At 64.3% G+C, this 20,622-nt stretch carries 21 protein-coding genes; 13 read left to right on the top strand and 8 right to left on the bottom strand.

What is annotated here, in order from left to right:
- A complete protein-coding gene (rocF, locus tag C7441_RS16105; RefSeq protein ID WP_109613749.1) occupies window positions 1–921 on the bottom strand; it encodes an arginase in 921 nt (306 codons plus the stop codon).
- A 136-nt stretch (window positions 922–1,057) separates the two neighbouring features.
- Here rocF and C7441_RS16100 point away from each other — a divergent pair, with 136 nt between their 5' ends.
- Window positions 1,058–1,495 (top strand): Lrp/AsnC family transcriptional regulator, encoded by a 438-nt coding sequence (locus tag C7441_RS16100; protein ID WP_019171923.1) that lies wholly within the window; start codon window positions 1,058–1,060, stop codon window positions 1,493–1,495.
- Between the two features lie 130 nt (window positions 1,496–1,625).
- The gene (locus C7441_RS16095; RefSeq protein WP_019171922.1) at window positions 1,626–1,775 is read left to right on the top strand and encodes a DUF3096 domain-containing protein; all 150 of its coding nucleotides are present in this window, start codon (window positions 1,626–1,628) and stop codon (window positions 1,773–1,775) included.
- Window positions 1,776–1,800: 25 nt separating this feature from the next.
- Here the strand turns inward: C7441_RS16095 and C7441_RS16090 are convergent, their stop codons facing one another.
- Window positions 1,801–2,472 (bottom strand): hypothetical protein, encoded by a 672-nt coding sequence (locus C7441_RS16090; RefSeq protein WP_146201505.1) that lies wholly within the window; start codon window positions 2,470–2,472, stop codon window positions 1,801–1,803.
- Window positions 2,473–2,766: 294 nt separating this feature from the next.
- On the opposite strand from C7441_RS16090, the gene C7441_RS16085 reads away from it, so the two are divergent.
- The 6 genes from C7441_RS16085 (at window position 2,767) to C7441_RS16060 (ending at window position 8,026) form a co-directional block, all read left to right on the top strand.
- Complete coding sequence (locus tag C7441_RS16085) at window positions 2,767–2,997, top strand: aa3-type cytochrome c oxidase subunit IV (protein WP_019171920.1); 231 nt, start codon at window positions 2,767–2,769, stop codon at window positions 2,995–2,997.
- Window positions 2,998–3,082: 85 nt separating this feature from the next.
- Window positions 3,083–4,336 (top strand): Re/Si-specific NAD(P)(+) transhydrogenase subunit alpha, encoded by a 1,254-nt coding sequence (locus C7441_RS16080; protein WP_109613747.1) that lies wholly within the window; start codon window positions 3,083–3,085, stop codon window positions 4,334–4,336.
- A complete protein-coding gene (locus C7441_RS16075) occupies window positions 4,336–4,764 on the top strand; it encodes an NAD(P) transhydrogenase subunit alpha part 2 (protein ID WP_019171919.1) in 429 nt (142 codons plus the stop codon). Before C7441_RS16080 ends, C7441_RS16075 begins: the two co-directional genes overlap by 1 nt.
- A gap of 7 nt (window positions 4,765–4,771) precedes the next feature.
- Entirely contained in the window at window positions 4,772–6,172 is a 1,401-nt protein-coding gene (locus C7441_RS16070; protein WP_019171918.1) for an NAD(P)(+) transhydrogenase (Re/Si-specific) subunit beta, read from the top strand.
- 173 nt (window positions 6,173–6,345) lie between these two features.
- Entirely contained in the window at window positions 6,346–7,185 is an 840-nt protein-coding gene (locus tag C7441_RS16065; protein WP_109613746.1) for a transporter substrate-binding domain-containing protein, read from the top strand.
- A gap of 4 nt (window positions 7,186–7,189) precedes the next feature.
- Window positions 7,190–8,026, top strand: coding sequence for an amino acid ABC transporter permease (locus C7441_RS16060; protein WP_019171917.1), 837 nt, complete (start codon window positions 7,190–7,192; stop codon window positions 8,024–8,026).
- Between the two features lie 104 nt (window positions 8,027–8,130).
- Here C7441_RS16060 and C7441_RS16055 read toward each other — a convergent pair whose 3' ends face one another.
- From C7441_RS16055 to rpsU, 4 genes are all read right to left on the bottom strand, one after another.
- Window positions 8,131–8,628: a DUF992 domain-containing protein gene (locus C7441_RS16055; RefSeq protein WP_109613745.1), complete on the bottom strand. Its 498-nt coding sequence runs from the start codon at window positions 8,626–8,628 to the stop codon at window positions 8,131–8,133.
- Window positions 8,629–8,800: 172 nt separating this feature from the next.
- A complete protein-coding gene (locus C7441_RS16050) occupies window positions 8,801–9,298 on the bottom strand; it encodes a DUF992 domain-containing protein (protein ID WP_019171915.1) in 498 nt (165 codons plus the stop codon).
- Window positions 9,299–9,503: 205 nt separating this feature from the next.
- A complete protein-coding gene (locus tag C7441_RS16045; protein ID WP_109613744.1) occupies window positions 9,504–10,346 on the bottom strand; it encodes a tetratricopeptide repeat protein in 843 nt (280 codons plus the stop codon).
- 146 nt (window positions 10,347–10,492) lie between these two features.
- Window positions 10,493–10,732, bottom strand: a complete 240-nt coding sequence (gene rpsU / locus C7441_RS16040) for a 30S ribosomal protein S21 (protein WP_019171913.1) — start codon at window positions 10,730–10,732, stop codon at window positions 10,493–10,495.
- A gap of 406 nt (window positions 10,733–11,138) precedes the next feature.
- Here rpsU and C7441_RS16035 point away from each other — a divergent pair, with 406 nt between their 5' ends.
- From C7441_RS16035 to C7441_RS16015, 5 genes are all read left to right on the top strand, one after another.
- On the top strand, window positions 11,139–12,392 hold the full coding sequence (locus C7441_RS16035) for a sarcosine oxidase subunit beta (RefSeq protein ID WP_109613743.1): 1,254 nt from the start codon (window positions 11,139–11,141) through the stop codon (window positions 12,390–12,392).
- 73 nt (window positions 12,393–12,465) lie between these two features.
- Window positions 12,466–12,858, top strand: coding sequence for a sarcosine oxidase subunit delta (locus tag C7441_RS16030; RefSeq protein ID WP_109613742.1), 393 nt, complete (start codon window positions 12,466–12,468; stop codon window positions 12,856–12,858).
- Entirely contained in the window at window positions 12,858–15,851 is a 2,994-nt protein-coding gene (locus tag C7441_RS16025; protein WP_109613741.1) for a sarcosine oxidase subunit alpha, read from the top strand. The genes C7441_RS16030 and C7441_RS16025 overlap by 1 nt, the downstream gene beginning before the upstream one ends.
- Window positions 15,844–16,416, top strand: a complete 573-nt coding sequence (locus tag C7441_RS16020) for a sarcosine oxidase subunit gamma (RefSeq protein ID WP_109613740.1) — start codon at window positions 15,844–15,846, stop codon at window positions 16,414–16,416. The genes C7441_RS16025 and C7441_RS16020 overlap by 8 nt, the downstream gene beginning before the upstream one ends.
- A gap of 122 nt (window positions 16,417–16,538) precedes the next feature.
- Window positions 16,539–16,742 (top strand): hypothetical protein, encoded by a 204-nt coding sequence (locus tag C7441_RS16015; RefSeq protein ID WP_109613767.1) that lies wholly within the window; start codon window positions 16,539–16,541, stop codon window positions 16,740–16,742.
- A gap of 107 nt (window positions 16,743–16,849) precedes the next feature.
- Here the strand turns inward: C7441_RS16015 and C7441_RS16010 are convergent, their stop codons facing one another.
- Window positions 16,850–18,736: an MFS transporter gene (locus tag C7441_RS16010; protein WP_109613739.1), complete on the bottom strand. Its 1,887-nt coding sequence runs from the start codon at window positions 18,734–18,736 to the stop codon at window positions 16,850–16,852.
- 294 nt (window positions 18,737–19,030) lie between these two features.
- Complete coding sequence (locus C7441_RS16005; RefSeq protein WP_109613738.1) at window positions 19,031–20,590, bottom strand: trimethylamine methyltransferase family protein; 1,560 nt, start codon at window positions 20,588–20,590, stop codon at window positions 19,031–19,033.
- Window positions 20,591–20,622: the final 32 nt, after the last annotated feature.

The raw sequence follows: 20,622 nt of genomic DNA, 5'->3' as shown, positions 1-20,622 counted from the left end.
TCAATAGCTCCGTGTGGGGCGGTCCATGATGCGGCGTCCCATCAGGCTTGCCGTCAGATCGACCATGAGGGTGGCGGTGCGGCCGCGCTCGTCGAGGAAAGGGTTCAGCTCGACCAGGTCGAGGCTGGTCACCAGGCCGCTGTCGCTCAGCATCTCCATCACCAGATGCGCCTCGCGCAGCGTCGCGCCGCCCGGCACGGTGGTGCCGACCGCCGGCGCGATGGACGGGTCGAGGAAATCGACGTCGAGGCTGACATGCAGCATGCCTTCGGCCTCGGCGACCCGTTCCAGAAACGCGCGCAGCAGCGGCGAGATGCCGTGTTCGTCGATCGCGCGCATATCATACAGCGTCACGCCGGCTTCGTTGAGCGCAATGCGTTCGGCCGGATCGACGCTGCGGATGCCGAGCGCGCAGACCCGCGCCGGGTCGATCGCGGCGGCGAGCGGCGGGAAATAGCCCTCGAAGCCCGGCCGCCCGGTCGCATAGGCGAGCGGCACGCCATGCAGGTTTCCGCTGGTGGTGCTGTCGAGCGTGTGGAAATCGGTGTGCGCGTCGAGCCAGAGCACGAAAAGCGGCCGCCGGTTCTCGGCCGCGCGCCGCGCAATGCCGGCAAGCGTACCCGCCGAAATCGCGTGGTCGCCGCCGAGGAAGATCGGCATGGCGTTGTCGCTTGCCCGGTAGCTGGCCTCGGCGAGTGCCGCGGTCCAGGCGGCGATCTCGGGCAGCGCCTTCAGCGCCGTATTCGGATGGCTGATCGGGGCGACGGGAGCCGGGGCGGCGGTGCCGAGGTCGTCCACCGTGTGGCCGAGGTCGGTCAGCGCCTCCACGAGACCGGCCACGCGCAGCGCGCTCGGTCCCATTTCGCATCCCTTGCGACCGGCTCCGTCCTGAACCGGCGCGCCCAAAATCCTGCAATGCATGTCTGCCCGCCCGAATTGTCTGTTTTTCGCCCCTATACTTGGCAGATTGTGGTGGCGGATTGAACGGATTGAATTGGCAAATCTATCCATTTGAGTTAGCAAAATGGTAGATTGATAATGCCGGAATGGATCCTCGATGGACGATCTGGATGAAAGGCTGATCAAGCTGCTGCGCCATGACGCACGTCGCAGCATTTCCGATCTGGCCATAGACCTGGGCGTTTCGCGCGCCACCGCGCGGGCACGACTGGAGAAGCTGGAGCGCTCCGGCGACATTTTGGGCTACACGGTGATCCTGCGCGCCGATGCGGTCGATCAGCCGGTGCGCGGCATCATGATGATCGAGATCGAGGGGCATGCCGCCGACAAGGTGGTCCAGGCGCTGGGCGGTCTTTCGGAAGTGTCGGTCATCCACACCACCAATGGCCGCTGGGACCTGATCGTGGAACTTGGCACCGCGACCCTGACCCACCTCGATGCGGTGCTGCGCCGCATCCGCCTGATCCCCGGCGTGACCAACAGCGAGACCAACCTGCTGCTGGCAACCCCGCGCAGCACAAGGGCGCGGCTCTAGAAATTCGGCTCCGGTCCCGATCGTGAACCTTCGGGGCAGCTTTTGCGTTCAGCTTGCATGCGTGTCGATCTGCCGTTTCGGCATCGGCCGCTGAAGGCCCTCATGCGCGTTGCCCTGAAAGGACATCCATATGACCGTATCGACCCTTGCCATCACGCCGCTCGTTGCCCTGGTTGCGGGCATATTGATCCTCGTGATGCCGCGCCTGCTCAATTACATCGTCGCGCTCTATCTGATCATCATCGGTCTTCTCGGCCTGTTCCCGCATCTGGCGGGATAGCTCGCCTCAACCGCCTGGGGATTTCCTACCATCGGTGCGCATAGCCGGCGCGGATGCTGCCCGTGGGGCTTGGCGCCGCAAGGTTGTCGATGCCGGCGCTGAGGTTCAGGTTTCCCGAGATTTTCTGCTCGACCCCGACGCTCGCCTGCCATTCCTGGTCCCGGCTCGAACGGGCGCCGCGCGCGAAAAGCGAGGTTGACGTGCTGTGCGCGCGCAGCCGCAGCGTGCTGGAGGCGCGTGCGCCGACATGCCTTGCCGCGCCGCGGTCATAATCGACGCTGTAGAGATCCTCGATCTGTGCGCTGATGTCGGGCGTCAGGTCGAGCGACCGCGACCGGCTGAGCGCTACCGAGCGATTGCCGGTAACGGCGTTGAGATTCATATCGAGCCGGGCGCTGCGCGTCTTGGCGCGCGATGCAGGCAATTGGACCGAACCCCAGAACCGCACCGGATTGGCCACACGCTGCGGCGCGCGTCCGGCCTGCCTGCCCGCGAAGCTGAGTTCGGCACCGGCGCTCGCCTCCAGATCGGTCGGCAGACGGCTGCCCATGCGCATGGCATAGGAGGTCGCGGACGTCTGCATCGGCGTCCAGATCAGCGGCTTTTCGGTCGCCCGTGCCATCGTGGCGGTGGGCAGGGCGGCCGCCAGCGCCAGCAAAAGCGCGCATATCGGGCCGCGAAATCTCCGTTCGGTCATGTGTCCATCCGTTCCAAGCGGCGCGCACTCCGAAACGGAGTTGGAGAGGCGCGGGGTTCTTCAGGGGATGGCGCTTTCTACCAGTGTCGCCCTGATGGGCCAACGGAAAAATACCTGCTGTAACAATTCGTGTTCGCCCGCAAAGGCAACTGGTATATTGTATTCCAGTTTTCGACGGGTTACTGAAAGTGCTTCAAGGATAGGGCGTCGAATGGTCGGGGGGAGCGACATCACGACCATTGCCCTTGCCGCTGCTTTTCGCTATGTGCGCAGAAACAGCATCTGGAGGTTTTTATGGCAGACCACTCCCACGTCGCACCGGTGGAAACGGGCGCGGATATGGACTACCGGGAGCATGAGCACACCTACAGGCTCTTTCTCACCGTCGTCAAATACGGCTCGCTCGTCTGTATTGCAATTCTCATTGCCATGGCGTTCGGCTTCTTCGTTTCCAGCGCGGGCTTCTTCTCCGCCGCCGTTGTGTTCCTGATCGTCTGTGCCCTCGGGGGCTTCCTCCTGCGTTAAGCAGCACAGACTTCCATATTCCTGAGACGTCGGCCCGGCATGCGGCCGGGTAGGCGTCCCTCGTTTTCAGCCGTAGGGGGGTGCCTTGGCACAGACTATTTTTGTTCCGAAGGAAGTCGATGCTTCCGAGCCGCGCGTGGCGGCCTCTCCCGAAACGGTGAAACGGCTGGCCGGTCTTGGCTTTGACGTGGTCGTCGAGGCTGGGGCGGGGTTGAACTCGCGCATCACCGACGCCGACTATCAGGCGGTTGGCGCGAAAATCGGCAAGGTGTCCGACGCCGCCGGCGCCGATGTCGTGCTGAAGGTGCGCCGCCCGACCGATGCCGAGCTCAAGGGCTACAAGCCCGGCGCTGCCGTGATCGCCATCATGGACCCCTACGGCAACGATGCCGCCGTGGCCTCGATGGCCCGGGCAGGCGTTACCGCCTTCTCCATGGAGTTCATGCCGCGCATCACCCGCGCGCAGGTGATGGACGTGCTCTCCAGCCAGGCCAACCTCGCCGGCTATCAGGCGGTGATCGATGCGGCTGCCGAATATGATCGCGCCCTGCCGATGATGATGACGGCGGCCGGCACCGTGCCGGCGGCCAAGATATTCATCATGGGCGTCGGCGTCGCCGGCCTGCAGGCCATCGCCACCGCGCGCCGTCTTGGCGCGGTCGTCACCGCGACCGACGTTCGCCCGGCGGCCAAGGAGCAGGTCGCCTCGCTGGGCGCCAAGTTCATTGCCGTCGAGGACGAGGAGTTCAAGCAGGCCGAGACCGCCGGCGGCTACGCCAAGGAGATGTCCAAGGAGTACCAGGCCAAGCAGGCGGCGCTGACCGCCGAGCACATCGCCAAGCAGGACATCGTCATCACCACCGCGCTCATTCCCGGGCGCCCGGCGCCCAGGCTGGTGTCGGCGGCCATGGTCGCTTCGATGAAGCCGGGTTCGGTGCTGGTCGATCTCGCGGTCGAGCGCGGCGGCAACGTCGAAGGCGCCGAGGCCGGCAAGGTCGTCACCACCGCCAACGGCGTCAGGATCGTCGGCCACGTCAATGTCGCGGGCCGCGTCGCGGCGTCCGCCTCGCTGCTCTATGCCAAGAACCTCTACGCATTCCTGGAGACGATGGTCGACAAGGAGACGAAGCAGCTTGCCATCAATCGCGACGACGAACTGGTCAAGGCGACCATGCTGACCGACGCCGGCAAGGTGGTGCATCCGGCCTTTGCGGAAGCCGCGGCCAAAGCGGCGGCGCAGCCTGCTGCGGATACCGACGAGAAACCGGCCAAACCCGCGGCGAAGAAACCGGCGGCTGCCAAAAAGCCAGCAGCCAGCAAGTCCAAGGGGGATGCATGATGGACAAAACTTCTCTTGAACAGGCGCTGGACCAGCTTGATCGCGCGGTTGCGGCGGTCAGGCTCGGCGTCCAGGATCTGGTGACCTCGCAAGGCGGCGCCGAAGCGGCCGGCTCGATCGCCCATGCCGCCTCGGGCGGCGCGATCGACCCGTTCGTGTTCCGCTTCGCCATTTTCGTGCTGGCGATCTTCGTCGGCTATTATGTCGTGTGGTCGGTGACGCCGGCGCTGCACACGCCGCTGATGGCCGTCACCAACGCCATCTCCTCGGTGATCGTGGTGGGCGCGCTGCTGGCTGTCGGCATCGCGGCCTCGAGCCTTGCCAGCGGCTTCGGCTTCGTCGCGCTGGTGCTGGTCTCGGTCAACATCTTCGGTGGCTTCCTCGTCACCCAGCGCATGCTGGCCATGTACAAGAAGAAGGACAAGTGAGCCGGTCATGAACGCGAATCTTGCTTCCTTCCTCTATCTCGTTTCCGGCATCCTGTTCATCCTCGCGCTGCGCGGGCTGTCGCATCCGACCACCAGCCGGCAGGGCAACATCTACGGCATGATCGGCATGGCGATCGCGATCGCCACCACGCTGGCGCTGGCCACACCCTCGCTCGCCGGCTTCGGCCTGATCGTGCTGGGCCTGGCCATTGGCGGCGGCGTCGGCGCGGTGGTGGCCAAGCGCATCGCCATGACGGCGATGCCGCAGCTTGTCGCCGCCTTCCACAGCCTCGTCGGCCTTGCCGCCGTCATGGTGGCCGCGGCCGCGATGTATGCGCCTGAAAGCTTCAGCATCGGCGCCATCGGGGCCATCCACGGCCAGGCGCTGGTGGAAATGAGCCTTGGCGTGGCCATCGGCGCCATCACCTTCACCGGCTCGGTCATCGCCTTCCTCAAGCTTGACGGACGCATGTCGGGCAAGCCGATCATGCTGCCGGGGCGTCACTTCATCAACATCGTGCTGGGTGTTGCGCTGGTCGTGCTGATCGTGCTTCTGGTCACGACCCAGAGCTACAGCGTGTTCTGGCTGATCGTCATCCTGTCGCTGGTGCTGGGCGTGCTGCTCATCATCCCGATCGGCGGTGCCGACATGCCGGTCGTGGTGTCGATGCTCAACTCCTATTCGGGCTGGGCCGCCGCCGCTCTCGGCTTCACGCTGGGCAATCTGGCGCTGATCATCACCGGCGCGCTGGTCGGCTCGTCGGGTGCGATCCTGTCCTACATCATGTGCAAGGGCATGAACCGCTCCTTCATCTCCGTCATCCTCGGCGGCTTCGGCGGCGAGACCGCGACGGGCGGCGCTGACGACGGCATCGAGCGTACGGTCAAGCAGGGTTCGGCCGACGATGCCGCCTATCTGATGATGAACGCGCAGAAGGTCATCATCGTGCCGGGCTACGGCATGGCAGTGGCGCAGGCGCAGCACGCCGTTCGCGAAATGGCCGACAAGCTGAAGGCCAATGGCGTGGAAGTGAAATACGCCATCCATCCGGTCGCGGGCCGCATGCCCGGCCACATGAACGTGCTGCTGGCCGAGGCCAACGTGCCCTACGACGAGGTGTTCGAGCTGGAGGACATCAACTCCGAGTTCACGCAGGCCGACGTGGCCTATGTCATCGGCGCCAACGACGTCACCAATCCGGCGGCGCGCGACGACAAGACCTCGCCCATCTACGGCATGCCGATCCTCGACGTCGACAAGGCGCGCACCTGCCTGTTCGTCAAGCGTTCGCTCGGCTCCGGCTATGCCGGCATCGACAACACGCTGTTCTACAAGGACGGCACCATGATGCTGCTGGGCGACGCCAAGAAGATGACCGAGGAAATCGTCAAGGCAATGGATCACTGAGTGATCGCAATCCGCAAAAGGGCCGGCTTTGCCGGCCCTTTTTCTTTTGGGGGCAAGAAATGCCGCTTGCCGGGTTTGTATGGACATGGTTGAAATTGGCTAAGCCGGCAGCGCAAAGACCGGTATCGAGCGTGGGAACGCAGGCCATGAGCACAAACAATGGGAAATCGGACATGAAACGTTTTGTTGCAGCAGTGGCCGCTCTCGGCTGCGTGGTGGTGGGCGCGGCTTCGGCACAGGCCGGCGAAACCCTCGACCGGGTGATGAAGAACAAGGTGCTGGTCGAGGTGACGGACCAGGCCTATCCGCCGTTCTCGTTCCTGAACGACAAGGGCGAGATGGACGGCTTCGATATCGACGTTGCGAAGGAATTCGCCAAGCGGCTGGGTGTGGAGCTGAAGGTCGAGACGCCGTCCTGGGCGATCATCACCGCCGGCAACTGGAAGGGCCGCTGGGACATCTGCATCTGCTCCATGACGCCGACCACCGAGCGCGCCGCGGTGCTGGACTTCGTCAACGAATATTATGCCGCGCCGGCCGTCATCGTCGTCAACAGCGACAATGAGGACATCAAGGGCGCGTCCGACCTGAGCGGCAAGAAGCTCGGCGCGGAAGCCGGCACGACCTATGAGAAATATATCGAGAAGCAGCTCGTCATCGACGTTCCGGGCGTCGATCCGGTGAAGCCGGAATTCCCCTTCGACAATGCGACCGCCGTGCCCTACGATTCCGAGGACACGGCCTTCCAGGACCTGGCGCTCGGCAGCGGCAAGCGCCTCGACGCCATCGTCAGCGGCTATCTGACCGCCAGGGAGCGCGTCGAGAAGGCGGAGGGCAAGTTCAAGATCGTCGGTGACACGCTGTTTGCCGAGCCTATCTGGGTTTCGGTCGACAAGGGCGACCCCGAATGGGAAGCCAGGATCAAGGAAATCTTCAAGGACATGGAAGGCGACGGCACCCTGACCAAGCTGTCCGAAAAGTGGACCGGCAAAGACATCTCCAGCAAGCAGTAGTCGCGTGACCACAGAAACGATCGGGACGACCGAGGGCGGGGCCATGCTCCCGCCCAAGATCGTGGATGAGCGGGGCCGTTTCTTTCAGGCGAAGGTGGCGAGCGTGTGGGCAGTGCTGTTTGCGCTGTTCGTGCTGTTCTTCCTGAGCTTCGGCCTCGATTTTCCCTTCATCGTCGACAAGTTTCCGGCGCTGGCCGGTTTCCGGCTGACAAGGGACGGCTTTATCCAGGGCGCGGCGCTCACGCTGTTCGTGTGCTTCTTCGGCATCATCGCGTCGATCGTGCTGGGGCTGCTCTCGGCCCTGGCGCGCCTGTCGAACAGCGCGGTCGCCTATGGCATCTCGACCTTCTACACCTCGTTCTTTCGCGGCACGCCGCTCCTGGTGCAGATCTTCCTGATCTATCTTGGCCTGCCGCAGATCGGCCCGGTGCCGGATGCGGTGCCTTCCGGCATCATCGCGCTGTCGCTCAACTACGGCGCCTATCTCAGCGAGATCTTCCGCTCGGGCATATTGTCGGTGCCGCATGGCCAGCGCGAGGCGGGCGCGTCGCTCGGCCTGCACCGGCTGCAGATCATGCGCAAGATCGTGCTGCCGCAGGCCATGCGCATCGTCATCCCGCCCACCGGTTCGCAGTTCATCGCCATGCTGAAGGATTCCTCGCTCATTTCGGTGATGGGCGTGTGGGAGATCATGTTCCTGGCCCAGTCCTTCGGCCGCGCCAGCTATCGCTATATCGAGATGCTGACGACGGCGGCGCTGATCTACTGGATTCTGTCCTTCATGTTCGAGATGGTGCAGGCAAGGCTCGAAGCGCATTACGGAAAAGGCTACAAGCGCTGACCTTTCCCGGCCGCGCCTGTCACATGGCACGGCCACAACGCACCACTCACCCTTGTTTGGCGCCGGATCGATCGCTGCAGGCGATGCAGCGTCGGGCAACCGGCCTACCTCATGGCCACGGTGCGCAGCACGAAACTGGAGACGCCGAGCGCCAGATTGAGCCCGGTCTGCTCCTGCACGCTCACCGGTTGCAGGGTGAATGTGCGGTTGGAATCGCTGACCAGAACATTGGCGCCCGCGCCCACGGCAACCGTGGCCTCCGCACTTGCCCCGACATAGCTTCCGGCCAGCGCGCCGGGCCGGTAGGCGTCACGGGTGGGAGCCAGCACAAGCCATTGCATCAGTGATTGTTCTGTCGCGCCGATATCGAGTCCGAACTTGTTCACATGGCCGAAATAGGTCTCGGCCGGAAGCCTCTTGGCGATGTCCTGGAAGGTGCAGGTCAAATCCTTGCTCGACCCGACGATGAAGCCCACGCCCGGCCCGATGGCGCAGTCCAGCGTGCCGATTTCCACGGCTGTCTGTGCCGCTGCCGGGTTCACGAAAGCGGTGGTGAAAATGGCTGCGGCGCATGCCGCCGCGATGATGACTGAAGTTTTCATTTTGCCCTCGCGCCTTTCGGCGGGGCCGCGGATGTGGAAGCCTGCGGCCCCTGTCTTGTCCGCAGGACTAAACCCGTTCGACGGGCTCGTGGTTCCAAACAGGACGGCACGACCGGCAAGCACCGGCCGTGCCGCAGAGCGCGAAGTCTGCGCTTTCGCCGGGGCCGAGCCCCTAGATTTCGCTGCGCAATCTCAGGCTGGAGACGGCGACGGCGGCATTGATGCCGCTCTGCGCCTGAACGCTTATCGGCTGCAGGGCGAACGTGTTCCACAGGCCGCCGACCAGCGCGTTGGCGCCGACCCCGACGCCGGCGGTCGCTTCGGCCGTGGCCCCGAGATAGTTGCCGGCCAGCCGGCCGGGCTCGTAAGCGTTCCATGTCGGCGCGATCACGCACCAGACCAGCACTGCCTGATCGGTCATGCCGACATCGATGCCGAGCTTGTTGATGCTGCCATAATAGGTCTCGACCGGAAAATTCCGGTCGATGCTGCGAAACGTGCAGGTCACGTTCTTGCTCGATCCGATGATGAAGCCCGCGCCGCCGCCGATGGCGCAACTGAGCGTGCCGACCCTGATACCGTTGGCATGCGCCTGGGTGGTCAAGGTGGGGATGGCCATGGAGGCGGCCAGAAGCGTTGCTGCAATGAGAGGGGTTTTCATCGACGTCATCCCTTCTGTAAAAATCCATGATCGGTCAAACCCCGGCATCGCGATGCCGGTTGCAGGGATAACCCGGCGACGGCATGCAAGGTTCCGGCGTTGCCGCTGGCGGCGGCAAAAATCGCCGTGACGGCCCGTGGATCCGACGTCAACGAAAACGCCCGGCAGATGATGCGCCGGGCGGTTCCTGGAAAATGGATTGTCGGCGGGAGCTTCAGCCGCGCGTGCGGGCAAGCCCTTCGGTGGCCGGCTTGTAGTTGGGGTCAAGCTGGGCTGCGCGCGAATAGGCGCGCGCCGCCTTGGCCTTGTCGCCGCGGCGCTCATAGATCAGCGCCTGGTTGGCCCAGCTTTCGGCGATCTTGTCGTCGAGCCGGATTGCCATGTTGAAATCGGTGAATGCGTTGTCCTCGTCATTCATGGCGAGGTAGGAGAGGCCGCGGCCGTTATAGGGCTCGGCGGCATCGGGCGCCAGCGAGATGGCCTTCGAGAAATCCTCGATGGCGTAGGCGTGCTGGCCCTGCAACTGATAGATCAGGCCGCGATTGTGATAGGCGCGCGGATCGGTCGTGTCGAGCTGGATGGCCTTCTGGAAATCGTTGAAGGCGTCCTGCGTGCGGCCCGCCCTGCGATAGAGATTGCCGCGGCCGATATAGGCTGCATCGTAGCTCGGATTGAGCTGGATGGCCTTGTTGTAGTCGGCAAGGGCGGCATCCTGGTTGCCGAGTGAGCGCTGGATAAGCGCACGGTTGGAATAGGCCTGGTAATAGTCCGGGCGGAGCTGAATGGCGGTATTGAAGTCCTTCAGCGCCTCATTGTAGCGGCCGCCGCGACCGTAGGCGGAGCCGCGAACATTGTAGGCTTCGGGGTCTTGCGGGTTGCGTGAGATCACCGACGACAGCGACGAGATGTTTTCGCTGGAAGCCTGTGCGGTGTCGATGCTGGAAATCTGGTTGACGGCGCTCGACTGGCAGGCGGCCAGCATCAGGCCGGAAAGTACCGATGCGACCATGGCCGGGCCACGCCAGAAAACCATTCGGCCGCCGATGACTGATTCCATTGCCGATTCCCTTTCAGACCGCCGGAACGCCCCGTCCGCGCACCGGCAGCATAAAGTTCATTTTCTGAACAAAACAAAAAGGTGGTGGTGACTGCGTGTCACCCCACCTTCCGCTATCGTCGGAAAAGGACGAAATATTGGCGAGATTAACGCGCTGCGCGCGCCGGACGCGGGGCCATCGGCAGCAGGCCTTCGCGCTGGGCGCGCTTGCGGGCCAGCTTGCGGGCGCGGCGAACGGCTTCGGCCTTTTCGCGGGCGCGCTTTTCCGAAGGCTTCTCATAGTGGCCGCGCATCTTCATTTCACGGAAGATGCCTTCGCGCTGCATCTTCTTCTTGAGCGCGCGAAGCGCCTGATCAACGTTGTTGTCGCGGACGAGTACCTGCACGGGCGATCCTGTCTTTCCGGTTCGAATTCAATGATACGGGGCCAATAGCCACTGCTTTCGCAGCGGTCACCACCGCGAATTGGGGCGGCAAATAGCAGAATCAAGAGCAGATGTCGAGGGGCCGCGGGGCAAAAGGTACGAAAACCTGCCCCGGAACATGGCTCAACAGACGCGAACCACAGCAGCGAATGATCGTGGCACCACTATGGACGCGCGCGCGGGAAGGTCAAGCCGAATTGCTCCGGATCTCTTTTGCGGGGCGATGTCGGCTCGCCCGGCTGCGCGGCGCAAAGCGGCACTTGCCGTCGCAAACAGTGCAAGGCTGGCTCCGGCTTTTCGCTAGTGCTACACCTCGCTTCCTTGAATCGGGAAACAGTTTCTTCCGGCATCCACGAGGCCAGAGCCCATGCGGAAATATTCGGTATTTGCCATCGCCCGCGAAGCCTTGCGCGGCCACAAGGGTTGGGAAGCGCAATGGTCCTCGCCCGAGCCGAAGGCGGAATACGATGTCATCATCGTCGGTGCGGGCGGGCATGGCCTCGCCACGGCCTATTATCTTGCCAGCCAGCACGGCATCACCAATGTGGCGGTGCTGGAAAAGGGCTGGCTGGGCGGCGGCAATACGGGGCGCAACACCACCATCATCCGCTCCAACTACCTGTATGACGAATCCGCCGGCATCTACGACCATGCCGTGAAGCTGTGGGACGGGCTTTCCCAGGAGCTGAACTACAACGTCATGTATTCGGCGCGCGGCGTGATGATGCTGGCGCACAATGTGAACGACAAGCAGAGCTTCCAGCGCCACATCCATGCCAACCGCCTGAACGGTATCGACAATGAGTGGCTGACACCCGAACAGGCGAAGGAATATTGCCCGCCGCTGAACATCTCCACGGATGCGCGCTATCCGGTCATCGGGGCGGCACTCCAGCGGCGCGGCGGCACGGCCCGTCACGACGCGGTGGCCTGGGGCTATGCGCGCGGCGCTTCGGCGCGCGGCGTCCACATCATCCAGAATTGCGAGGTCACAGGCATCCGCCGCGCACCGGGCGGCGCTGTCACTGGCGTGGAAACGTCGCGCGGCTTCATCGGCGCAAGGAAGGTCGGCGTGGTGGCGGCCGGGCATACGTCGGTGCTGATGGACATGGCGGGCGTGCGCATGCCGCTGGAAAGCTATCCGCTGCAGGCGCTGGTGTCGGAGCCGGTCAAGCCGGTGTTCCCCTGCGTGGTGATGTCGAACACGGTGCACGCCTATATCTCCCAGTCCGACAAGGGCGAGCTGGTCATCGGCGCGGGCACCGACCAGTACACCTCCTATTCGCAGACGGGCGGGCTCCATATCCTCAATCACACGCTCGACGCCATTTGCGAGATGTTCCCCATGTTCACGCGCATGAAGATGCTGCGTTCGTGGGGCGGTATCGTCGATGTCACGCCGGACCGCTCGCCGATCCTGGCCAAGACGCCGGTGCAGGGGCTCTACGTCAATTGCGGCTGGGGCACGGGCGGGTTCAAGGCCACGCCGGGCTCTGGCCATGTGTTCGCCCACACCATCGCCCGCGACGAACCGCACCCGATCAACGCGCCGTTCACGCTGGAACGCTTCCGCACCGGCCGCCTGATCGACGAGGCGGCAGCCGCCGCCGTGGCCCACTGATCTTGTTTGAGCGCGATCTTGTCCGAAAACCGGCTTCCGTTTTTCGGGATCATGCTCTGAGGAAGGGACAAACATGCTTCTGATCCGCTGCCCCTATTGCGAGGAAGAACGTCCGGAACTGGAGTTTCGCAACGCCGGCGAGGCCCATGTCGTGCGCTCGGCCGACATCGCCGCCGAAAGCGACGAGGATTTCGAGAAATTCTTCTTCATCCGCGCGAACCCCAAGGGCATCACCTTCGAGCGCTGGCGCCATGTGCATGGCTGCGCGCGCTTTTTCAACGCGGTGCGCGACACCGTCAGCGACAAGTTCTTCATGACCTACAAGGCCGGCGAGCCGAAGCCTGACCTTGCAAAGATCATGAAGAGCGTTCCGGCAGCCGCCCCGGCCGCGTCGGACGATGCCACGGAAGACAAACCGAAGAAGCCGGCCGCCAGGCGCGCCGCCGCAAAGAAGGGAGACGCGTGATGGCCGCCACGCACCGCATTGCAGGCCAGGGCCGACTGACCCCGGCAAAGACGCTCCGCTTCACCTTCGACGGACAGCAGATGAGCGGCATAGCCGGCGACACGCTGGCTTCGGCGCTGCTTGCCAATGGCATCCATCTCGTCGGCCGCTCGTTCAAATATCACCGCCCGCGTGGCATCCTCTCGGCCGGCGCCGAGGAGCCGAATGCGCTGGTCGGCATCGAGCGCGACGCCACCCGCAAGACGCCCAATGTGCGCGCGACCGTTCAGGAGCTCTATGACGGGCTGAACGCGACCTCGCAGAACCGCTGGCCGTCGCTGTCCTTCGATGTCGGCGCGGTCAATAACCTCCTGTCGCCGATGTTCTCGGCCGGTTTCTACTACAAGACCTTCATGTGGCCGAAGACGGCCTGGAAGAATGTCTACGAGCCGAAGATCCGGGCCGCGGCCGGCCTCGGTGTTGCGCCCGACCAACCCGATTCCGACCACTATTCGGCACGCTACGCGCATTGCGACGTGCTGGTTCTGGGCGGCGGCGCGGCAGGCATCGCGGCGGCCCTTGCGGCGGCTGAAACCGGTGCATGCGTCATCCTCGCCGACGAGCAGGCCGAATTCGGTGGTGCGCTTCGCTTCGAAACCGGTGCGACCGTTGACGGCACTGACGGCTGGAGCTGGGCGCAGGCAAGCGTGGCCAAACTCGCGGCCATGGACAATGTGCGGCTTTTGGCGCGCACCACGGCCTTCGGCTACTATGCGCAGAACCTGATCGGCCTCGCGGAACGCGTGACCGACCATCTGGCAAATCCCGACCGCGACCTGCCGCGCGAGCGCCTCTGGCAGGTGCGCGCCCGACGCGTGGTGCTGGCCACCGGCGCCATCGAGCGCCACATGGTGTTTGCCGACAATGACCGTCCGGGCGTGATGCTGGCTTCCGCCGCGCGCACCTATCTCAACCACTACGGCGTTGCCGTGGGCAAGAATATCGGCGTCTACACGGCCAATGACAGCGCCTATGCGGCGGCGATCGACCTGAAGAAGGCGGGCGTCGACATCGCGGCCATCGTCGATCTGCGCGACAATCCGGCGGGCGATCTGGTCGAGGAGGCGCGCGCGCTCGGCATCGAGATCAATCACGGCCGCGCCGTCATCCGCACCGGCGGGCGGCTGCGCGTGTCGTCCATGACCATCCAGCCCAAGAATGGCGGCGGCGAGCGCACCATTCCCGTCGACGCGCTCCTGATGTCGGCCGGCTGGACGCCTTCGGTGCATCTGTTCTCGCAGTCGCGCGGCAAGGTCGCGTTCGACGAGGAGACGCGCCGCTTCCTGCCCGGCACCTATGCGCAGGACTGCGTGTCGGTCGGCGCCTGCAACGGCACCGACGGGCTTTCGGCCAGCGTCGAGGAAGCCTATGCGGCGGGCGCGAAGGCGGCGAAGGACGCCGGCGCGAAGGCTGCCAGGGGCACAAAGCCCAAGGTCGAGGCGAGCGAAAGCTGGTCGCGCGGCATGCTGGGCGCTGGCCCCGGCGCCGGTCCGGAGACCACGGTCAAGGCGTTCATCGACTTCCAGAACGACGTCACCGCAAAGGACATCCGTCAGGCCGTGCGCGAGGGCATGCACTCCATCGAGCATGTCAAGCGCTTCACCACCAACGGCATGGCGACCGATCAGGGCAAGACCTCCAACATGCACGGTCTGGCAATCGCGGCCGAGACGCTGGACAAGCCCATCCCGCAGGTGGGCCTTACCACCTTCCGCGCGCCCTACACGCCGGTGACGTTCGGCGCGATCGTCAACCATGGTCGCGGCGCGCTGTTCGATCCGACCCGCAGGACCGCCATGCACGGCTGGGCCGAGGCGCATGGCGCCGTGTTCGAGGATGTCGGCCAGTGGAAGCGTGCCTGGTATTTTCCGAAAGCCGGCGAGGACATGCATGCGGCCGTCAACCGCGAATGCGTGACCGTGCGCAAGACGGCGGGCCTGTTCGACGCCTCCACGCTCGGCAAGATCGAGGTGGTCGGGCCGGATGCGGCCAAATTCATGGAGCTGCTCTACACCAATCCGTGGCAGAAGCTGGAGCCCGGCCGTTGCCGCTACGGCATCATGCTGCGCGAGGACGGCTTCATCTATGACGACGGCGTGGTGGGCCGGCTCGCCGAGGACCGTTTCCATGTGACGACCACGACGGGCGGCGCCGCCCGCGTCATGAACCACATGGAGGATTACCTCCAGACCGAATTCCCGCATCTGAATGTGTGGCTCACCTCGATTTCCGAGCAGTGGGCGGTGATTGCCGTGCAGGGGCCGAATTCGCGCAAGATCATCGAGCCGCTGGTCGAAGGCATCGACCTGTCGGACGCGGCGATGCCGCATATGTCGGTGCGCGAGGGCAAGATCTGCGGCGTGCCGACGCGGCTGTTCCGCATGTCCTTTACCGGCGAGCGCGGCTTCGAGGTCAACGTGCCGGCCGACTACGGCCAGGCGGTGTGGGAAGCGCTGTGGGCCGAGGGCCAGAAGCACGACGCCTGCGCCTACGGCACCGAGACCATGCACGTGCTGCGGGCCGAAAAGGGGTACATCATCGTCGGTCAGGACACCGATGGCACGGTGACCTGCAACGACGCGGGCCTCGACTGGGCGGTCGGCAAGAAGAAGACTGACTTCGTCGGGATTCGCGGCATGACGCGCCCCGATCTCGTGGCAAAGGGCCGCAAGCAGCTCGTCGGCCTCAAGACCAGGGACCCGAACGTGGTGCTGGAAGAGGGCGCCCAGATCGTCGCCGACCCGAAGCAGCCGATCCCCATGAAGATGATTGGCCACGTCACGTCCAGTTACTGGTCTGACAATTGCGGCCGTTCGATTGCGCTGGCGCTGGTGGCCGGCGGGCGCGACCTGATGGGGCAGACGCTCTATGTGCCGATGCCGGACCGGGTGATCGAGGTGGAAGTGAGCGGAACCGTGTTCTTCGACGAGAAGGGAGAGCGCCTCAATGGCTAAGGCTGCGACCAAATCCGCTGCGCCGACCGTGGCGCGTGCGCCGGCACTGGCCGGCCGCGATTTCTCGGCAAAGGGCGTCAGGCTTGCCGTGCTCGCACCGGCCGAGCGCATGGCGCTGCGCGCGCCGGAAGCATCGCTCGCCGCTCTCTCCAAGGCGCTTGGGGTGACGCTTCCCAAGGCACCCAAAACCTCCGCCGGCAAGGGGGCGCGCACCGCCATGTGGCTCGGCCCGGACGAATGGATGGTTATCGATGAGGCGGGTGGCGACCCGCTGGCCGATTGCGCGAAGGTCAAGCAACTGCATTCGGCGGTCGGCATCTCGCATCGCAATGTCGCGATTTCGGTCACGGGACCGGCCGCCGCCGTCTGCCTGAATGCGGGCTGCCCGCAGGACCTGTCGCTTGCGGCGTTCCCGGTCGGCGCCTGCTCGCGCACGATTCTGGGCAAGTCCGAGGTCGTGCTGCTGCGCACGGCCGAGGATGCGTTCCGCGTCGAGTGCTGGCGTTCGTTTTCGGACTATGCCTTTGCCTTCCTGTGTCAGGCGGCGACCGACGCGGCGGCATAAGCCGCCGGGAGAGAATCTGACAAGAATGAAGCCCGCTCCGCCTTCCAGGCCGGGCGGGCTTTGTTTTGGGGAACCATCGGCGCAAGGGGGCGTTTCATCTGCCCGAAACCAAGGAAGAGCCTATGCCCCGACCAGTTCAGCATCCGAGCCATCCCGCGAAGAAATCGCCTGCGGTGCGTTCGCTTGAACGCGAGCAGCGCAAGCAGGCCAAGGACGAGGACGAGCAGAAGCTCGAGGAGGGTCTGGAAGATACGTTCCCGGCAAGCGATCCGGTGTCGGTGACGTCCACCTCCATTCCCGGTGGGCCGAAGCAGCGGAAGCATTAGTCAGGCAGCTTCCGTCGTGCCGCGCCATCGGGATTGATGGCTATCCGAAAATCAAAAACACCCGGCGAGTTGCCCCGCCGGGTGTTTCGCTTGCCCGTCCCGCAAGCCTATTCGATGGCGTTGAGATCGACGCCCTTGGTGTCGCGCACGAAGATCATGCCGATGATGAACGTCATCCCCGCAATCACGATCGGGTACCAGAGACCGTAGTAGATGTCGCCCTCGAAGGCGCTCATGGCGAAGACGGTCGCCGGCAGCAGGCCGCCGAACCAGCCATTGCCGATGTGGTAGGGCAGCGACATGCCGGTGTAGCGGATGCGGGTCGGGAACATCTCGACCAGGATCGCCGCGATCGGCCCGTAGACCATCGTGACATAAATCACCAGGATGAACAGGATCAGGATCGTCAGCGGCCAGTTCACCGCTGCCGGATCGGCGACCATCTTGAAGGCGCCGCTGTCGGCGATGCTGTAGACCGGCATTTCGGTGGCGCCGCCGGCTTCTTCCTGGGTCAGCGCCTTGCCGGCGACAAGTTCGGAAACCGGAACCATGGTCTTTTCGCCGGCACGGATGGCGGCCGGGTCGAGCTTCAGTTCGGGATTGGCGGCCGCGAAGGCGTCGAGCTTGGCGTCGGGAACCTTGGAAGTTTCGCGCACCAGCGGATAACCGGCATCGTGCAGCGCGATGTTGACTGCCTTCGCGAAGGCCGCCTGGCTGGCCTTGGCGTCGTCACCAGCGGCAACCGCGTCGTAGGACTGGATCGTCGCATCGCCGACCTTGACCACGGCGGGCGTGCCGGCGGCAGCGGTGCTGACCACGTCATAAGGCACCGAGTTGTTGGTCAGGAACGCGCTGGCGATGTCGCAGGACGTGGTGAACTTGGCGGTTCCGGTCGGGTTGAACTGGAACTTGCAGTCGCCCGGAGCGGCCGTCACATGCGCCTTCACATTCTGCTGGGCGGTGGCCAGTGCCGGATTGGCGGCCCAGGTCAGCGCCTTGAACAGCGGGAAGTAGGTGACGACGGCAAGCAGAAGGCCGGCCATGATGATCGGCTTGCGGCCGATCTTGTCCGACAGCCAGCCGAACACCACGAAGAAGATCGAGCCGATGGCCAGCGCGATCGCGATCATGACGTTGACCGAGAAGGCATCGACCTTGAGCACGTTCTGCAGGAAGAACAGCGCATAGAACTGGCCATTGTACCAGACCACGGCCTGACCGGCGGTGAGGCCGAACAGCGCCAGAAGCGCGATCCTGGCGTTCTTCCACTGGCCGAAGGCTTCCTTGAGCGGCGCCTTGGAGCCCTTGCCTTCGGCCTTCATGCGCTTGAAGGCCGGGGATTCGCTGAGCGACAGGCGAATCCACACCGAGATGCCCAGCAGTACCACCGAGATGATGAACGGAATGCGCCAGCCCCAGGCCTTGAAGGCGTCGGGTCCGAGCCAGCTCTGCACCGCCAGGATGACGATCAGCGACAGGAACAGGCCAAGCGTGGCGGTGGTCTGGATCCACGACGTGTAATAGCCGCGCCGCTCGTTGGGGGCGTGTTCGGCCACATAGGTCGCCGCGCCGCCATATTCGCCGCCGAGCGCGAGTCCCTGAAGCATGCGCAGCACGATCAGGATGATGGGCGCCAGAATGCCGATGGACGCCGAGCCGGGCAGGAGGCCGACCAGGAAGGTGGAACTGCCCATGATCAGGATGGTGATGAGGAAGGTGTATTTGCGACCGACAAGATCGCCGATGCGGCCGAACACCAATGCGCCGAACGGGCGCACCAGGAAGCCCGCCGCGAAGGCGAGCAGCGCGAAGATGTTGCGGGTGGCTTCCGGATATTCGCTGAAGAAGGTCGCGCCGATGAAGGCGGCGAGCGAACCGTAGAGATAGAAATCGTACCATTCGAAGACGGTACCGAGCGATGAGGCGAAGATGACCTTCTTTTCCTCACGCGTCATGCCTCGCGGGGCCGAGCCCGCGCTCGCTGCCATAACCATAAGATGTCCTCCCAGACGTTTTCACCGCGGCCGGGGGCGCGCAATGTCCGCGCCTGCTGCCCATTTCGGTAGGGTGGATTCTACGCCTGAGCCACGGGAGGAACCATCGCTGCTTTGGTTTTATGACTTTAGTCTAGATTATGATCCTGAAAAGTGGAGGTCAGTTTTCGGGAAAGATCATGCTAAAACAAATAGATAGAGCCTAACGACAATTCGGGGAAACGTCGTCTGGCTCTGGCATGGCCTCTTGCATCCGAAGGTGAGCGGCGAAGCAGCCGCATCGCCGTGCTGGCCTCAATACCAGGCATCCTCCATGGAAGATTTGCGCCGCGCCATGAAGTCCTGAAGCGCTTCGTCGATGCCTTCGTCAAGCGCGGGCGCTTCATATTCGGCCAGCGCCTTCTTCCAGCGCTTGTTGGCGCGGACGGCGGCATCTTCGGAGCCGGCTGCCTCCCACTTCTCGAACGCCTCATTGTCGGCGATTTCCGAATCCCAGAAGGCGGTTTCGTAATTGCCCATGGTGTGGGCGCAGCCGAAGAAGTGGTTGCCCGGTCCGACCTCGCGGAAAGCGTCCAGCGCGAGCTGGTTGTCGTCCACCTTCACGCCGTCGAGATAGGTGTGAAGCGCGCCGCAGAAATCGGTGTCCATGACGAATTTCTCGTAGGACATGGACAAGAGCCCGTCGAGGAAGCCGGCTGAATGCAGGATGAAGTTTGCCCCGCAATGCACCGCCGCCAGCATCGACATGGTGCCCTCGTTCATCGCATGGGCGTCGGGCAGCTTGGAGGTGGTGAAATTGCCCGAACAGCGCAGCGGCAGGTTGAGCCGGCGTGCCAGCTGCCCCACCACCATCGAGCCGATCGCCGGCTCCGGCGTGCCGAAGGTCGGCGAGCCTGAGCGCAGCGACATGGACGACAGGAAGTTGCCGAAGATGACCGGCGCGCCCGGCCGCTCGAGCTGCGTCAGCGCGCAGCCGGCCATGGTTTCAGCCAGCGACTGCGCAATGGCGCCCGCATTCGTCACCGGACCCATGGCCCCACCCAGGATGAAGGGCACGATCACCGCCGCCTGGTTGGCGCGGGCATAGGCGCGCAGCGCGGTCGTCATCGTGGCATCCCACACCAGCGGTGAATTGACGTTGACGTTTCCGAGGATGACGCAATTCTCGTCCGTGAATTTCTCGCCGAAGACGATGCGCGCCATGTCGATGGAATCCTCCGCGCGGCTTTCGGCCGTCACCGAGCCCATGAAGCCGCGATCGGAATATTTGATATGGGCGTAGACCATGTCGAGATGGCGCTTGTTGACCGGCACGTCCACCGGCTCGCAGATCGTGCCGCCGGAATGGTGCAGCCAGGGCGAGGACTGCGCCAGCTTCACGAAGTTGCGGAAATCCTCGATCGTGCCGTAGCGGCGGCCCTGGTCGATGTTCATGACGAAGGGCGAGCCATAGGCCGGCGAGAACACGACGTTCCTGCCGCCGATCCGCACCGCATTGGCGGGGTTGCGCGCATGCTGCGTGAACTCGGCCGGCGCCGTCTTCAATATCTCGCGCAACATGCCCGGTTCGAACTTGACCAGCACGCCGTCCACATGGGCGCCGGCGCGCTTCCAATGGTCGAGCGCGACCGGATCGTCGCGGAACTCGATGCCGATTTCGGCGAGGATGCGGTCGGCGGTCTGCTCGATGCGCAGCAGGTTTTCTTCCGACATGACGTCATAAGTCGGAATGCCGCGCACGATATAGGGCCGGTGCACCGCGCCGGTTGCGCGCCCCGTGCGGGCGCGGCGGCGCGCCTCGCGGCCGCCGGATCTCTGTTCTGTTGGGGCGGTGGACGTGGCAGGGGTGGTCATGGCGAATTCCGGTCCTCAAACTGCTGTGTAAC

The sequence above is a fragment of the Pseudaminobacter salicylatoxidans genome (assembly GCF_003148475.1).
Taxonomy (GTDB): Bacteria; Pseudomonadota; Alphaproteobacteria; order Rhizobiales; family Rhizobiaceae; genus Pseudaminobacter; species Pseudaminobacter salicylatoxidans.
This window is presented reverse-complemented; position numbering and strand designations above follow the sequence as displayed.